We start from the raw sequence: 15,621 nt of genomic DNA, 5'->3' as shown, positions 1-15,621 counted from the left end.
TAATGACAGTTACGATACAGTGGGTTACACCTTATTGGGGTATAGATGCCAGTGCTCTTCTGAGCCAAGATGGTTTTCCCAAAGAGATTGATAAAGTGAACAACGTCCTAACAATTCGTCATGAGTTCCACTATCACAAAGGGTTCCATGATCCATCACCAATATTTGGTCAGCGCGGGTTATCGTGCTCAGCCGATGAGCGATAACAAAGACCGTTTTATTCTGGGTAAGAGAATCAAACGCCTGTTGTATTAACTGTTCGTTTTCGGGATCAAGAGAAGCAGTCGCTTCGTCGAGGAATAAAACCGGAGATTGCTTTAAGATAGCGCGGGCAATGGCAAGGCGTTGACGCTCACCGCCAGACAACGTACCGCCATCTACGCCTAGCGGTGTATCATACCCTTGTGGCAATGCCATAATCGTATCGTGAATATTGGCAAGGCGAGCAGCTTGCTCCAGTTCTAACTGGGTTGCATCGGGATCACCCAACCGGAGATTGTTAGCGACGGTATCCTGAAATAGTGCAGTTTCCTGAAATACCATAGTCACAGTGTCATACAGTGCCTGAGTTTGATAACGATGGATATCATTCCCACCCAGACGGATTTCCCCCTTATCCAGTTGATAGAAAGAGAGCAGCAGATAAGCCAGCGTGGATTTCCCACTGCCGCTGGGCCCGACAATAGCAGTCATACTGCCTTGCGGCGCATAAAACGACACATTTTGGATAGCGGGCTGATTTGTACCCGGATAGCTAAATGAGATGTTATTCACTTCAACATCATATTTGTCAGGCGCGGCTAATGGCCCGGAAGCTTGCGTGGCAACAGCTTCTATCTCTGCAATATGGGTTTCGCCCACTTGCGTTAAGGCCGTGATATTGAGCAGGGGGATGATTCCACGTAGCGGGGTGATCGTGGCAAACAGCAACAGAATAGTGATGAGCATTTCCGACAGCGTTAATGCTTCTGGTGCATTAAAACGTAGTGCGCCCGCCAAAATGCCAACAACCACGCTGGTATCAATGATGATGTAAAACAGGCTCAGTAATGGAATACTTCTGAACACCCCACGGCGGAATGCCACCCGTAATTGGTCGATTTCGCGGTCAAAACGCTGTTCTACCGTCGTGGTCGCTGCCGCAGCACGAATAAAGGACATACCTTGAGCGTACTCGACAATCGCTTCGGATACATCAGCCATCATAGTGGCACGCAACCGCAATATTTCATTCAGTTTTTTACGGATAGCCCCCAAGATAAGCATCCCAACCATTAGCACCAATAACGCACTGCCGGCAACCACCCAATCGAACCAGAACAAAGCCAGGTAGATGAGGGTCAGCATCATCACCTGACAAGCGATTTGCGGTGTGGTATAGGCTGATTGATTTTCCTGCCATTGCACATCTTCAGATAACGTCAATGCTATCTTTCCGGCACTCAATCCTCTAATCGTGGCGATAGACATACTGACAAGGCGTTGCAGCAAAGAACGGCGGATTTCTATGCCTAAACCATAGGCGGCAATGGTGAGTTTACGTAATGCGCGAGCCATAAAAGTAAATCGCAGCAACAGTAAAAGAACCAGTAATCCCAAAGTGATAAGCGGCAACATAGCGTTATCACTTTCCCCCAGATGGGTAATAGCCCAAGCAGCAATAGCAAGTTGAGCCATAATCGCAACGGTATCAAACTGTTTATATAACAACCCTTTGAACCAAACTCTTTGCAGTTTTGGTGGGAGATGTTGCTGGAGACGATTAAATAGCCCCATGATAATTTGCTCCTGTCCCGGTCTTTTCTCCCCGCCAAGCGGCCCACTGTCTGGCGTATGCACCTTGCTGTGCGACCAGTTCCTCATGGGTGCCTTGTTCGATAATCTGTCCTTTATCTAAAACCAGTATTCGATCAAGATGACGGATAGTCGGCAGGCGGTGAGCAATGACAATCACGGTCTTATTGCGGCATAAGGCATTGAGCGCCTGTTGCATCTCTTTTTCACATTCGGGATCGGCATAGGCTGTAGCTTCGTCCAATACAAGAATTGGTGCGTTTTTCAGAATAGCAGCGGCAACGGCAATGCGCTGTTTTTCGCCCACCGATAAACTCACGCCGCCGTTCAGTACGGTGTTGTAGCCTTGTGGTAATTGTTGAATAAATTTATCTGCTTGCGCCGCAGTAGCAGCCGCTTCAACTTCCGCTTGTGAGGCATCAGGGCGGGCAAGTCGTATATTATTAGCCACCGTATCGTTGAACAGAAACACACGCTGGAAAACAAAAGAGACGTTATTGCGTAGCGTCGGTTCATCCATATTACGGATATCAACACCGCCAATCGTTACCTGACCATGTTGCGGGTCCCAAAGACGTGCGATAAGACTCGCCACTGTAGATTTACCCGAACCACTGGCGCCGACTAAAGCTAATGAACTTCCCGCTGGTATAGAAAATGAAATGTTATTTAATGCATTCTCCTGTTCATCCTGGTAGGAGAAACTGACACTGTGCAGCGCGACACTGTGATCTGCCGGTGTTTGGCTCTGAATACAAGGCGCCAGTTCAGGTTGATTCATTAACCAGCGATAGCGAGTGATTAACGCCTCTTGCTGTTGCAAACGTGTCATCACAGCGAACATGGATGAAGCAATATTGCCAAATGCCATTGCCGCCAGAATAAAGAAAGTGAATTCGAATAACGTGATCTCTTGTCGGTTGAATAGCCAGACCGCCAAAGGAAGAACAAACAACAAGTTAGCACTGGATAACACGAAAAACCGACTAGATTTGACCTGCACTTTCTCAACCCAGACATCAATAATCCGTGTCAAGGCGGTGAAAGCTTCTTCAGCGCGTTGCAATGCAACTTTACCGCCTGAGTAGGTTTTTACCACCGGAATCGCATTAATAACTTCACCCATTGTTGAAGCAATACGGTTTTGGGCGGCATAAAAACGCTGAGTTGTCGTTTGCACCTTCATCTGGATATAGACGAATAACAGGCAAGCGCCTAAAGTTGGCGCGAATGCCGCCAAAGCTAACCGCCAATCAATAGCCAGCATGACACTCAATGCGATCAATGGACCAAACAGAGTCGCTGACATCTCTGGAATGATATGAGCGATCCCATCTTCAAGCTGTTCGACGTCATCTAACATCATCTTTTTTATTTCAGTGCTGTCAGTCAGCATGAAAAAGCCCAAAGGAACCGATTTCAACTTACTGCTAATGTTGCGGCGAACGTCAGCTTGCACGTCGGCAGCAATCAAATGAGCAAAAAACGTTGAACCACTAAAGGTCAACATAGCGGCAAACGTGAATCCCAATAACATGACGCCATAATTCAATAGCGTGTCATATTGCCCGTCATAGATAGATTGGGTGATAAGCCCGGCAACCGCCGCCGGCAACATTTGCAGACCGGCGGAAAGAATAGAAAGTGCAATCGCAACGTAACTCAAAGTGCGATATGGGCGCATCATATACCATAGTTCTTTAATAACGCCGGCATCAGCCGCACGCTGCTCCGGCGAATTCTGAACAGAAGTATCATGGCTATGCATGCACATTCTCCCTTTGGAAATCATGGAATTTACGCAATGTCCAGAATAGGGCCGTGAAGGTGCAGATGAGCGCAAGCATGAAAAGGGTGGAATAGTCTGCTTTGGTCACAATCAATCCACCCAACACTGAACAGATAATTGCAATACCCATATCTGCGGATTGCATCAACGCAAAATCCACACCGGACTGAGCACCCGCAGCGAGCGACATCATCTGGGTATACAGCGCGACAAATTTAGCAGCGGTGATTAAGGTGATGAAGACATATGCCGCTGAAAGCAGGGATAACGGCGCTTCTGGTTGCCGGGCAAGCCAGAAGATACAGGCTAATACGATAGCTTCAAGCAGCATGATAACCAGTAATGTTTGGACAGCACCAAATTTACGGACAATGATGCCGCCAAGCAGAACGCCAGATAATCCAGCCAATGCGCCACCACTGGCGGCAATAATACCGAGCTGAGTTAAATCTACGCCGCGATCGATCAAAAACGGCGAAAGCATACCGAGTGAAAGACGCGTACCGATCATACACAACAATATCAAAACCAACGCTTGTCTTACTGGCGCCCGGCGGAGGGCATTCTTGAGAGAGGGAGTAACTGGGGCTTGCAAAACCGTTGATGCTTTCTCTACCTGTGTTCCCCGTAAAAATAGGGCAGGCAATGACATCAATAGAATTACTATAGCTAACACTCCGGCGGCAATGTGCCAACCATACAGTGAAACAAGATATAGAAACAGACCGCTGCCGATGATAGACCCTAAATAACCGCCGCCAACTTGCATAACATTGCTCCAAGGGCGGTGCTTTGGTGGTAACCGGTCAATAGCGTGACCGTCTGTAGTGGTATCCACTACGGTCAAGCAAATGGTGATCAAAAACAGACCAACGATAATCAGCGGCATATGTTCGGCAGGTCTTGCCAATGACATTGAACAAAAAAGCAATGTAATTAGCAGATTACCGCAGATCATGATACGACGGGGGTTTGTATCCCCCGAACCAGATTTACGATAGCGCTCTATAATAGGCGCCCAAAGGAATTTAAACGCCCAAGGCAGCATCAGCAAGTAGAGCAAGCCGATTTTATCCGGGGTGACGCCGTGGCTGCGCAAAAATGCCGGCATACTTTGTAATGTCAACATGCCAATCGTGCTTTGGAGGGTGTAAACACCCGCCAAAGTTAGCAGTAATAACGATATATGACGGGGATGGGAAATATTATGCGTCATAATGAGACACTCACATCCAGCCCAACATTCAAGCCTTTATTCATCATACTGAGCGTATTTGGCCCCACCATGAAACTGGAGACACGATACTTTTTATCGCCCAGATTTTCGCCATAGAGTTTTACACTAACCCCATGTGCCATTTCTAAACTTAATGAAGCGTCATAAAGGGTGTATCCACCCTGTTCAAGAGTATTCGCTTCATTAAAGTAGCTTTTTGAATAGTAACGGGCGCCAGCATTTAAATAGAGGTTACCGGGTAACAACGTTTGATCAATCAAGTAGTCAAAACTTGCATTGAGCATGACATCTGGCGCATAAGGCAGACGTTTATCGTTATAACTTATGCCATTCTCTGTATCGGTTGCATCAGTGAAGTTTGATTTACCAACACTTCCCCCAAGAGAAAATTTCAGCCCTTTCATAGGTTTAATTTGGCTACTCAACTCAATGCCTTTGCTCTCTGCTTTACCCACATTGCGTATAAACTGCGCACCAATCGGACCAACATAAATTTGTTTATCTTTCGAACGAATGTAGTAAACAGCGCTGTCTAATGTCACCGCGTTATCAAAGAACGAGGTATGCCAACCGAGTTCATAATTATCTGAGGTTTCAGTATTGTAGGGTTTTCTATCATTGGCGGAGGAGACAATGTTATTGAATCCACCGGGTTTGTACCCTTTCGTGGCAGAAAGGTAAAAACGGGTATCTGGCGTCAATTGCCAACCCAATGCGGTCTTAGGTGTGAACTCATTGCTGGAAACCTGGTTATCAAAAGCTTCGAGCGCCATCATGCCAGAACGGCCCGCATAATCTATCTGCGATTTTTCATGGGACAAACGCCCGCCCAAGGTCAAATCCCACTGAGAAGCAAAGGGCAATTTCACTTCACCAAACAGTGCCAGAGATTTACCTTTTATTGTGTTAGCCGCATCGCCATAGTAACCGGGGTAACCACTGGTATGATGTTTATTCTTTTCATCTGAAAACCAACCGCCGAGAACACTGGTAATCCCATTTGAGAAATTGGAGTTCAAACGCAGCTCTTGCGTGGTAGCGTGGTGCTTCTCTTTCCACTTACCCCCGATGAAATCACGGTAAATATCGCGATCCTGATAAGAAGTCACACTGGTTAATACACTGTCGCCGAAATCATATTCCGCCTTGAATGCATAACTGTTAACTCGGCGGGTTAACTCTGGAATAGGGCCATCGTACTCTTTTCGGCGAAATTGCTCGTCGGTTAAATAAAGTTCTTCATGGGAATCGAGATCTTCATGAGCAAAACTGAGTTCAGCACTGAACGAAGAATCTTCTGGCGCAAATGTCAGTTGCCCTCTACCGAGCCAGGTTTTGCTGGAATCAATATTTTTATCGCCGCGATTTGGCGCATCAATTTGCCCAGGCTCTTTTACCCAACGCAGGCTGGTGCTGCCATAAAGGATATCTTCAATAAGTGGTATTGATCCGCTGAAAGAGCCGCCTTGTTTCAGCTTAGAGTAATTACCGGAGAGGTTAAGCCAGGGGCCTTCTTGCGGCGAACGGGTGACAATATTGATAACACCAGCTTGGGCGTTTCCGCCATATAAAGTCCCTTGCGGACCGCGTAATAATTCTACACGTTCTACATTAATTAATTCTTGTGTTAAGAATTGGTGATCCTGAGGAACGCCATCGACATAAATTCGAACAGAAGGCGAGTAGAAGTCCGGTGAACTAATACCTCGAATGGTGGTTGCTGAATAGGTTCGGTTTCCCCGTGAGCGGATTTGTAAACAAGGGAAAGCGCGCTCAAGATCTTGTACTTGAGTGATACCAGCCTGCACAAGTTCCTCACCTGTTTTAACCAGAACGCTACCATCGACTTTATTTAATGCTTCTTCCCGTTTATTGGCCGTCACAATCAAAGCATCTTCTGTCGCGCCAGGCGAATGTTCTGCCCATACCACAGGCGAAATTAAACAACATAAGACAGACGCCTTAGCATATTTTTTTTTCATATAAATAACTCGTTATGCACTGTTTAAATCATGTTTTACGAAAATTAAGTATGGTAAAACAAAAAACCTAACGGGAGACTATCGATAGTATTCCATCAGGGCTAACGGAATAGGGACAAAAGTAGCGCATTACGCACTATTGATAATGATTCTCATTAATGATAAAGTGCGTGACATTCACAATATGCATATATATATAAAATAAAAATATAATGTCTTTAATATGCAAAAAACACTGTTTTAAGTGCGAAAGCACTTTTTAACCGGTATCCGATGCTAATTTTACAGGGGATCTCATGAAGACGATCTATAGCAAGAAATTAGGAGTTTTCACGGCTGACCATTGCAATTGCATGCATTCACATGCGGAGAAAAATAACACAAATACGCCTTTATTAACTGAGGAATTATCTGACGGAATTCATATAAACCGAATCCGCTTTGAGCTTAACAAAGATGTCACAGAATATTGTGAAGGGCCGCCAACGGTATCAATTGCGTTTATTTTAAGCGGAAAAGGGAAAATGGCGATTGAAAATGGTGATGTTTTAGATATCAATTCAGGAATGATGATATTTTTCCATTCACCTAAAATGACGCGTGGCATGAACTTCTTTGGTTGCGGATCATGGCATATTCTCGATATCCGTTTTTCGTTGAACGAAATTGAAGCTCAGGAATTACCCCCATTCACCCAATTAGCGGCTGGCTTTGAGAAGAACGCCAGCTACAGTGATGTATTGATGATGGCATGCCCCATTTACCCGCCATTTATGCAGATAGTGAATCAAATAGAAGAGTGCCAATTAAGCGGCAGTATAAGAAAGGTTTATTTAAAAGCCAAAGCTTTAGAAATACTCGCTTGTGTAGCGTCTCAAATTTATGATTGTCAATATAATGTAATCAGCGGGTTGCAACGCCGTGCTGTTTATAATGCAATAAAAATAATTAACAGTGATTACCATTACCCCTGGACGATAAAATCATTATCAAGAGCAGTTGGCTTGAATGAACGGAAATTAAAAGAGGGATTTCGTGCGGTTGTTTTTCGCACTTTCCATCAATATCTGGAGAATGTTCGTATGACAACCGCAGAAGATTTATTGAAAAAAGGAATGAGTGTCATTGATGTTTCTACCGCAGTGGGTTATTCCAGCCCAAGTCACTTTTCTAAACGTTTCCGGCAACATTATTTGATCAATCCTAAAGCATGGCAGGCGAAATACGCCGTTGGTCACACCTTATTAACAGAAAATATCGTAGCCGGGAATTAGCTATTCAATTGACTCTAGAGCAAAGATGGCCATTTTGCATGGCCACTTTACAAGTAGGGATATCGCATGGTTTATATGTTACGCCAGTATTATATTATCCGCCAATAAGCTATCTATGCTGACGCCAACCAGAGTGACTGAGTTTTGGCCGAAGGTAAACACCAAATTATTGTCCACCATAGAAGCATGATCCAGATACTTACTGTTGTCACTGCTGCCTTCGGTACCCAGGAACACCAGTTTATCAGTCTTATTGTAGCCATAGATGATGTCTTGCCCAAACTCGCCGTTGAACAGGAAGGTATTGTTATTACCCTGACTTTTCATGACATCGTTGCCTTCACCACCGACGAAAACATTATTATTGCCGAAGCCGATCAACGTATCATCACCATCCAGACCGAACAGCCAGCTACCGGAGGTTTTAGAAGTCAGAGTATCATTCCCATCGTTGCCGGTTACTGAATTGGCGTATTTCGTTACTCCACGGCTGGAATACAAACCATCGGCTTTAACTTGAGAATCCACCTGTTTAGTCAGAAATAGCCAGGTACTTTCCTTACTTCTTATCGTCGAAATATCCGTAGCAACGGTGATGCCACCTTGTGCGTCACGCACATATAATGTCCCTGCCTTGTCATAGGCTATTTCTGCATTTTTTAGTGACTTCTGTAAGTCAAAGGTATTATGACCTTTTCCGCCGGCAATCATGTTAAATCCACCGTCATCGCGGAAGATATCATTGCCATCGCGTCCTTCCAGATAATCGTTTCCTTTACCACCTTTAATTAGGTCGTTGCCGTCGGTACCAATAACAAAAGTACTGCCTGTGTGTTTCTCAGCATTCCGGTTCAAATCCTGCACCCAAGTATTTTCACGAGTGACGTTGGAAAGATTGCTGACAACAATAGTAGAGTCTTTATGAGTTAGATTGTAGAACGTTGACTCCATAATACGTTGCATGCCGCTCTGATAAAACGGCGTCACATGCGAAACCCAAGTTGACAGATTAGCAATAGAGAAGGGCAATATATTCCACCAATTTGATGCATAGTGATCGTTAAAGTTAACAATATTATTTGTAGCCGAATCCCTTGGTACATCGTGAACACCTGGGGAGAACGCATCAACGGTGGTGCCGTTTAATACACGGAATACGGGATCATTTTCATATCCTACATTCAGCACCTTGTTACCTATTTCATACTGTGATGGCGAAGCGAAAGAGATATAATTCGACTGGGAGTAGAATCCCCCCCATTTCGTATCGCTAGACTCCGCCATACTATTCACAGCTAACCCACCCAAACTATGGCCGCTGACCACAACATCATTGCCTGTCAAACCGTGAGCTTTGGCATAATTAGCCACATGGTCCAGCAGCCGACCAAAAGCGTTTGGCGTGTAGTCATTCGAATAGTCTTTCTTACCCAAAGCGACTAGCACATTATTCATAATGTCGCCGAATGTATCGGTAATAACTGACTCTCGAGGACCACTCGTACCACGAAACGCAATGCCAATAGAAATCAAATTACCATCAGCATCATATTTTCCCATTACCTCTGCCTGTGCAGTGGAATGACTTGATTTTTCGCCAAAAAAAGTACCGCGGGCATCAGTTTTACCCTGATAGCCTAACTCATCAGCACTGATAGTAAACCATCCCGATTCATTGAGTTTATCTCGTGCCTGTTTTTCTGCGTCCGGATTCCAAGGCAATTTAGGGGTGATGCCCTGCGATGTCGTGCTGCCGAGAAGTGCGGTCACCAATGTTAATGGCATCCCTAAACCATAACCATAATTGTAATACCCCTCAGCAAATCCGCTGCCCAGATTATGGTAAGCATATCCGGAGATAATTTTTGCGTCGGAAAATAACTCTTTAGAAGTAGTGTCATCAAAGTCTTTGTACTGAAAAACACCCATGATGCATATCCTTGTTAAGTTAAAATAAAGTTAAAAAAGTGTTTTAAAAATATTAACCAGCTAGGTAAGTATAGATTGATGCAGATCATTTAAAGAGTAATTATCTAAAAATTTATAAATTAGTGAGCCATAATGAAAATTTAATATTTTTATAAAACTTGTATTGAATAAATCTAGTTTATATGCTAAATGGTCTCGCAGGTGAGAATAAACACACTGACATATTTATTATCATCGTTGATAGTTTTTAGAGGTGACTAAATTAATGGATAACTATATTACATGACATGATAAAGAGAGATTGATTCCATTTAATATTCTTGAAAAATATAGATGTGTGGATTGTGATAGAAAATATTATCGCTGATTTATTTAATTTAATTGATTAAAGAAAGATAATTAAAGCCCATTATTCTATATAATTCCTCAACGCTCTTGAATATTAATTCAATACAAATTAATTCATGATGTTGATACTCATTCTCCATATTAAAATAAGCCTCCATTACACCATCAATATAAACTCATTAATAACAAATTCATGAAATGATTTATTTTTAATTTAAAACAAATAGTTAGACCACCATTTAATGCTGTAGTAAAATAAATGATTACTTTAAATCATATCTCAAGATTAAATTCATAGACGGTCAAAATTAAAATGGCCATGATGAAAACATTATTAAAAATAGCCAAGAATTTATTTTAAATCGGCTAATGGATATATATCCTATGGATTTCAAGATGCATCGAGACGGCAAGGGAGCGAATTAATTTTAATATCCGGCCTCTTCTTGATGCCGTATAGCAAAAATTGTTGCTGTTTCACCCTCAATCCGATACAAGGCGGCCTGCCTCAGGCTAACGAGCCAGCGTTTTCACGCCAGCTCGTATTTAATGGCTCGACGGACAGTGTCTTTGCCTTTTTTGGCAAGAAAACCATAGAGCTGCTGTATAGCAAGCGGAGACCAAATCAAACGTGGCATTCAGGTAATTCCGCATCTTCTCCTGCTTCGAGCTTAGCTAACCAGTCATCCGCTTCTTCAAGCGTCAAGTGTAATCCATCCTCTCGATATGCTTCCCAGGCACGCAATGCATCCTGTTTGAAAGATTCACGCATTATCCAATGAGCTGAACGATGTCGCACTTCTGCCAAATACTGGAACCGGCTTTTCAAGTTATCGTCAAGTTTTACTGAGGTTGCCATTTTCTTCATTAAATCTCCGTTTTGCCACCAGGTAAAGAAAACTCTCGTTTTTCATTTGCTGGGTGCGTTGGTTGAATTTGAACATAATCTAACAAAAGAAACCGGGTTTAAAGCTGTACGAATCAGAAAGCGGAAAAGAAGGAAGAGGATGAATGATTAAAATTTGCGCCTTCTAGCGTTATGTAGTAACGTACCTACATAAATTAACTGTTATATCGAGGCGCACCATGTCAATCACAACCTTATCGAGTCGGGAGCTTAATCAAGACGTCAGCAGAGCAAAGAAGGCGGCTAAAAGCGGTCCAGTATTCATCACAGATCGTGGCAAACCGGCACATGTCCTGCTAACCATTGAAGAATATCAACGAATCACCAAGCAGCGTCGGAATATCGCTGATGCTTTAGCAATGCCCGGTGTTGAAGATATTGAATTCAATCCACCACGTGTTTCCATTAATAGCCGTCCAGCCAATTTCTCATGATGTATGTTCTTGATACTAATATTGTCTCCGAACTTCGGAAAGTTCGAGTGGGTAAGGCTAATGCCGGTGTGGCTGCATGGGCTGAAAGTGTTGATGCAACAGAGCTCTTCCTGTCAGCCATTACCATTATGGAGCTGGAAACCGGCATCTTACAGATTGAACGACGAGACATAACCCAAGGGGCATTATTGCGATCATGGTTTAACCACCATGTAATACCGGAATTTACTGGTCGGATATTGCCAGTAGATACGGCTGTGGCTCAGCGGTGTGCCCGGTTGCATGTTCCTGATCCATGCTCAGAGCGTGATGCACTTATCGCCGCCACCGCGCTGGTTCATGGTATGACTGTCGTCACACGAAATCTGATTGATTTTGAATTGACCGGCGTGCCAATATTAAACCCCTGGGTTTAAGGATGATGAAATATTTAAATATGCATGTTTATATTAAATAAAAAATAAACATGCATATTGATATATTCATTAAAAATAAAACCAAAATATAACATTTAAATATCATTTTATAAATTTGAAAAATATTTATCCAATCATTTTCACCTATTTTATTTACGTCATTATTCCAAATAAAAACATTTTCATGCTTTAACTTTATTAGTTTATGAATTTATTTTACAGAAAAATATAAAAAATAATTCACACACATTATCTTGTTTATTCCGCTGTCTTATACAAAAACAATTAACCCTGTAAGTTATAAAAACATTCCATTATTATTTTTCTGAACTAGACTATGATTGGCGCCAATAAATAGAGTTATCTATACGATAATTTAATATATTGATCACATGGAAAATAATTTAATTCAAGAGGGGAATATGAACCAAAAAAATGATTTTAAAGCTTTTTCCATTAGTAATAATGCTAATGTGGTAAGTCAAGAAAAATATGAGGAAAACCAAAGTTTACAGGTGGGATTTCCACCAGATAATATTTCCACTCATGTATTAAATAAAGCATTACGCCAATCATCAACAATAGCTTCTGTTATCGCTAACTTTATCGCAACACAATCTGGCGATGATATTCTAGATGATGGTGATATAGCTAAACTCACTACAAAATTAAATCAAGCATTAAAACAAAAAGTCACAGCAGAAATTCCCAATGCCTCATTAACACAAAAAGGCGTTGTCCAACTGACCAATGAAATTGGCAACAATGACACACTGGCAGTGACACAAAAGTTGGTGCAGGAAATCATCAATTCATTGCGGGGAAATATTGATGGCAAAGTCTCCAATAGTCGGAAAATAAACGGTAAAGCGTTGACTGAGGATATTAATCTGAATGCGAATGATGTAGGAGCATATACTCGAGCAGAGGTAGATAAACTGATTAAAACAGCCAGTGAAATTCCTGTTGGCGCTCCTATTCCTTGGCCATTGCCTCATCCACCTTTCGGATATTTTACTTGTAATGGTTCCGCTTTTAACAAATTACAGTATCCGAAGTTAGCAGAAGCTTATCCTGATGGTAGATTACCCGATTTAAGAGGCGAATTTATTCGTGGTTGGGATGATGGGCGTGGTGTGGATACCAAGCGTGTAATTTTAACATCTCAAGAGGATGCCATTCAAAAAATTACTGGAACATTTACAACTATCAGAGCTGTTGTTATTAACGCCGCAGGAGCATTTTCACTCGGTGATAGTACACATAAAGGCAATACACTTGCTGGGGATGACTACGGAAGAGTGGTCAATTTTGATTCATCACTTGTCGCACGCGCAGCAACAGAAACCCGCCCCCGCAATATCGCCTTTAACTACATCGTAAAAGCAGAATAATAATGACCTAAGAATATAAAAGCTCATCAGGTAAGATGAGCTTGCTTATTTTCCAGCCACGCTCAAATTTGGATTGAGCATTATCGCCATATTTAAAAATCCCTGATGGGCAAGAATACGGTTCCTATGCTCTGAAAAAGTAGCTTTCCAGTTCGGTATGTTATTGATGAGCAAGTTCATCATCAGAACGAGGCACTTCTCCACCTGTCCGGAACAGGATATCCCTGAATGCTTTCATATCAGCAGTTTTAGCACGGTCTGAAAAAAATCGCTCAGTTTCCAGAGCAGAAATTTTTTCCGCAACTGCGATAGCAATAAACTGGTTAACACTGGTACGATCACGCTTTGCCACTCTTGTGACTTCCTCTCTCAAGGATTTTGGTAATCGCAGTGGATAGGTTGATGTTTCACTCATTTCTCACTCTCCTAATAGCAATAGCCGGTGTTAAAACCTCAATATTAAACGTTCTAGGTACAGTACCATAGTCGCGTAAATTAAAGGTTACAATGGCATTAGCTCTGCCATTAACCGCTGCCTCCAGTACCATTTCATCATTGGGATCACGGAGCATTGGTCGCCATAAATAATACGTTTTGACCGGCTCAATCAATGCTGCAAGCCCATCAACGAAAACATGAGCTTGCTTCTGAGTTAGGCCCGCCGCAATCCAATGCACAGGCATAGTACACTTTGCCTCATACTCAAAAAATAGCGGGACACTGGCCAATGACACAATCTTGTTATCTAAAGCTGCCCCTAACAGAGCAGCAGATGCACCACTTGGGCTACGCATGGCAGCTACGATGACATCAGTATCTAAAACGAATCTATTCATGCTTTGAAATATATGTCACATCACATACGATGTCAAACTTTCAAAACGCATAAGTAAAAAGACCTCGTTTTATTAACCATCTCATGCAATCCCTAAAAATCAATGAGTTTGATTAGAGTTAATGGTTAATATAAGTCGAATTGATATTTCATTAGTACTAAACATTAACTGACCTAAAAAGACATAAAAATAATAACGCTAAAACTTTACCATCATCAAATATTAACAAAGCGCTGTTTTTCAGTCAGCGCTTTGATTCAATAAAAATTCGAAAAGTATTTTGTTTCCCTTCTAAAACTCACCACATATTAAATAAATCTCTAATTCCATCTATATTTATACTTTTCTGACTCGTCAGATTCTGATTATTAAAAATGGCGAAATGAAAAATAAGACAAGTATGAAAATACATTTTGATCGCGATATACTTTCTCAACTTTTCAACATAAATACAATCAGTTACAAAATAACATAAAATCCACAGCATTATATTTCACTCTGAGACCATTGCATTAAGTTAATATTCATGAGAACTTATTCCCCGCCGAAATACGGTGGGTTTTAAATATCATTAAATGCGTCACGGCATATTTACTTGCTATAAATAGTATTAATTGATCCCTCCATTTATTTCTCATCTTATTATTCGGCTATTTAATCAGGTTTGGTGCGGTTTAACGTAAGTAAGTTTGCACTTCCTGTCATATATAAAGGTAAAAGGTGCCATGAATACTCAACGTAAGCTTGATAAAGTCAGACCGCCCCGAGTTCAGATTACTTATGATGTTGAATTAGGCGGCGCAGTCGAGAAAAAAGAATTGCCTTTGGTTATTGGTGTTGTTGGACAATTTGCTGAGCAATCTATTCCCATGCGCGAACGTCGTTTCATGCATATTGATAAAGATAATTTTAATGCAGTGATGGAAGGTTTATCGCCTTCATTGGAATTACAGCTTGAAAGCGCACTGCCGGGTCAGAGCGGATTTATGAATGTCGATTTGCAATTTAAATCAATGTCTGACTTTACCCCAGAAAATTTGGCGAAACAGATAGAACCGCTGCGCAATTTACTGGAAGTACGCAGCAAACTCAGTGATCTGAAAGGCCGTGCATTGAGCAATGAAAAATTGCGTGACCGTCTGGCGGAAATTCTGGCTGAACATGCGGATAAATTACCGCCGATAAATGAAGCAGCAGAAACCGCCACAGAAAATACAGCGGATGACGTCACTCCGGAAAATAACAATACCCCGGAAAATAACAATGCACAGTGAGGACAGC

13 protein-coding genes are annotated in these 15,621 nt (G+C 42.2%); 5 read left to right on the top strand and 8 right to left on the bottom strand.

Annotated features, from left to right (window positions below; translation table 11 throughout):
- Window positions 1-24: 24 nt before the first annotated feature.
- The 4 genes from OO184_RS08835 to OO184_RS08820 are packed head-to-tail and all read right to left on the bottom strand — an operon-like array spanning window position 25 to window position 6,802.
- Window positions 25-1,863, bottom strand: coding sequence for an ABC transporter ATP-binding protein (locus tag OO184_RS08835; RefSeq protein ID WP_265378850.1), 1,839 nt, complete (start codon window positions 1,861-1,863; stop codon window positions 25-27).
- Window positions 1,763-3,562, bottom strand: a complete 1,800-nt coding sequence (locus OO184_RS08830) for an ABC transporter ATP-binding protein (protein ID WP_265378849.1) — start codon at window positions 3,560-3,562, stop codon at window positions 1,763-1,765. Before OO184_RS08830 ends, OO184_RS08835 begins: the two co-directional genes overlap by 101 nt.
- On the bottom strand, window positions 3,555-4,799 hold the full coding sequence (locus OO184_RS08825; protein WP_265378848.1) for an MFS transporter: 1,245 nt from the start codon (window positions 4,797-4,799) through the stop codon (window positions 3,555-3,557). Before OO184_RS08825 ends, OO184_RS08830 begins: the two co-directional genes overlap by 8 nt.
- Window positions 4,796-6,802 (bottom strand): TonB-dependent receptor, encoded by a 2,007-nt coding sequence (locus OO184_RS08820; protein WP_265378847.1) that lies wholly within the window; start codon window positions 6,800-6,802, stop codon window positions 4,796-4,798. The genes OO184_RS08825 and OO184_RS08820 overlap by 4 nt, the downstream gene beginning before the upstream one ends.
- Before the next feature lie 296 nt (window positions 6,803-7,098).
- On the opposite strand from OO184_RS08820, the gene OO184_RS08815 reads away from it, so the two are divergent.
- Window positions 7,099-8,076: a helix-turn-helix transcriptional regulator gene (locus OO184_RS08815; protein WP_265378846.1), complete on the top strand. Its 978-nt coding sequence runs from the start codon at window positions 7,099-7,101 to the stop codon at window positions 8,074-8,076.
- A 78-nt stretch (window positions 8,077-8,154) separates the two neighbouring features.
- Here OO184_RS08815 and OO184_RS08810 read toward each other — a convergent pair whose 3' ends face one another.
- Complete coding sequence (locus OO184_RS08810; protein WP_265378845.1) at window positions 8,155-10,005, bottom strand: polyurethane esterase; 1,851 nt, start codon at window positions 10,003-10,005, stop codon at window positions 8,155-8,157.
- Between the two features lie 973 nt (window positions 10,006-10,978).
- The gene (locus OO184_RS08805; protein WP_376712545.1) at window positions 10,979-11,221 is read right to left on the bottom strand and encodes a CopG family ribbon-helix-helix protein; all 243 of its coding nucleotides are present in this window, start codon (window positions 11,219-11,221) and stop codon (window positions 10,979-10,981) included.
- A gap of 218 nt (window positions 11,222-11,439) precedes the next feature.
- Here OO184_RS08805 and OO184_RS08800 point away from each other — a divergent pair, with 218 nt between their 5' ends.
- The 3 genes from OO184_RS08800 (at window position 11,440) to OO184_RS08790 (ending at window position 13,504) form a co-directional block, all read left to right on the top strand.
- Entirely contained in the window at window positions 11,440-11,694 is a 255-nt protein-coding gene (locus tag OO184_RS08800) for a type II toxin-antitoxin system Phd/YefM family antitoxin (protein ID WP_049581562.1), read from the top strand.
- Window positions 11,694-12,110, top strand: a complete 417-nt coding sequence (locus OO184_RS08795; protein ID WP_265378888.1) for a type II toxin-antitoxin system VapC family toxin — start codon at window positions 11,694-11,696, stop codon at window positions 12,108-12,110. The genes OO184_RS08800 and OO184_RS08795 overlap by 1 nt, the downstream gene beginning before the upstream one ends.
- Window positions 12,111-12,532: 422 nt before the next feature.
- Complete coding sequence (locus OO184_RS08790) at window positions 12,533-13,504, top strand: phage tail protein (RefSeq protein WP_265378887.1); 972 nt, start codon at window positions 12,533-12,535, stop codon at window positions 13,502-13,504.
- 160 nt (window positions 13,505-13,664) lie between these two features.
- Here the strand turns inward: OO184_RS08790 and OO184_RS08785 are convergent, their stop codons facing one another.
- Both OO184_RS08785 and OO184_RS08780 read right to left on the bottom strand, forming a co-directional pair.
- Window positions 13,665-13,919, bottom strand: a complete 255-nt coding sequence (locus OO184_RS08785) for a hypothetical protein (RefSeq protein ID WP_049581564.1) — start codon at window positions 13,917-13,919, stop codon at window positions 13,665-13,667.
- Window positions 13,912-14,340, bottom strand: coding sequence for a putative toxin-antitoxin system toxin component, PIN family (locus OO184_RS08780; RefSeq protein WP_265378844.1), 429 nt, complete (start codon window positions 14,338-14,340; stop codon window positions 13,912-13,914). Before OO184_RS08780 ends, OO184_RS08785 begins: the two co-directional genes overlap by 8 nt.
- A 725-nt stretch (window positions 14,341-15,065) precedes the next feature.
- On the opposite strand from OO184_RS08780, the gene tssB reads away from it, so the two are divergent.
- Window positions 15,066-15,614: a type VI secretion system contractile sheath small subunit gene (gene tssB / locus OO184_RS08775; protein WP_265378843.1), complete on the top strand. Its 549-nt coding sequence runs from the start codon at window positions 15,066-15,068 to the stop codon at window positions 15,612-15,614.
- Window positions 15,615-15,621 lie beyond the last annotated feature (7 nt).

The sequence above is a fragment of the Photorhabdus aballayi genome, from assembly GCF_026153155.1.
In the GTDB taxonomy this organism is placed as follows: Bacteria; Pseudomonadota; Gammaproteobacteria; order Enterobacterales; family Enterobacteriaceae; genus Photorhabdus; species Photorhabdus luminescens.
This window is presented reverse-complemented; position numbering and strand designations above follow the sequence as displayed.

What these genes read in the sequence shown, in the direction of transcription:
- OO184_RS08780 (WP_265378844.1), bottom strand. Translation starts at nt 14,340, where the DNA reads ATGAATAGATTCGTTTTAGATACTGATGTCATCGTAGCTGCCATGCGT.
- OO184_RS08835 (WP_265378850.1), bottom strand. Translation starts at nt 1,863, where the DNA reads ATGAGGAACTGGTCGCACAGCAAGGTGCATACGCCAGACAGTGGGCCG.
- OO184_RS08785 (WP_049581564.1), bottom strand. Translation starts at nt 13,919, where the DNA reads ATGAGTGAAACATCAACCTATCCACTGCGATTACCAAAATCCTTGAGA.
- OO184_RS08805 (WP_376712545.1), bottom strand. Translation starts at nt 11,221, where the DNA reads ATGAAGAAAATGGCAACCTCAGTAAAACTTGACGATAACTTGAAAAGC.
- OO184_RS08830 (WP_265378849.1), bottom strand. Translation starts at nt 3,562, where the DNA reads ATGCATAGCCATGATACTTCTGTTCAGAATTCGCCGGAGCAGCGTGCG.
- OO184_RS08795 (WP_265378888.1), top strand. Translation starts at nt 11,694, where the DNA reads ATGTATGTTCTTGATACTAATATTGTCTCCGAACTTCGGAAAGTTCGA.
- tssB (WP_265378843.1), top strand. Translation starts at nt 15,066, where the DNA reads ATGAATACTCAACGTAAGCTTGATAAAGTCAGACCGCCCCGAGTTCAG.
- OO184_RS08800 (WP_049581562.1), top strand. Translation starts at nt 11,440, where the DNA reads ATGTCAATCACAACCTTATCGAGTCGGGAGCTTAATCAAGACGTCAGC.
- OO184_RS08825 (WP_265378848.1), bottom strand. Translation starts at nt 4,799, where the DNA reads ATGACGCATAATATTTCCCATCCCCGTCATATATCGTTATTACTGCTA.
- OO184_RS08790 (WP_265378887.1), top strand. Translation starts at nt 12,533, where the DNA reads ATGAACCAAAAAAATGATTTTAAAGCTTTTTCCATTAGTAATAATGCT.
- OO184_RS08820 (WP_265378847.1), bottom strand. Translation starts at nt 6,802, where the DNA reads ATGAAAAAAAAATATGCTAAGGCGTCTGTCTTATGTTGTTTAATTTCG.
- OO184_RS08810 (WP_265378845.1), bottom strand. Translation starts at nt 10,005, where the DNA reads ATGGGTGTTTTTCAGTACAAAGACTTTGATGACACTACTTCTAAAGAG.
- OO184_RS08815 (WP_265378846.1), top strand. Translation starts at nt 7,099, where the DNA reads ATGAAGACGATCTATAGCAAGAAATTAGGAGTTTTCACGGCTGACCAT.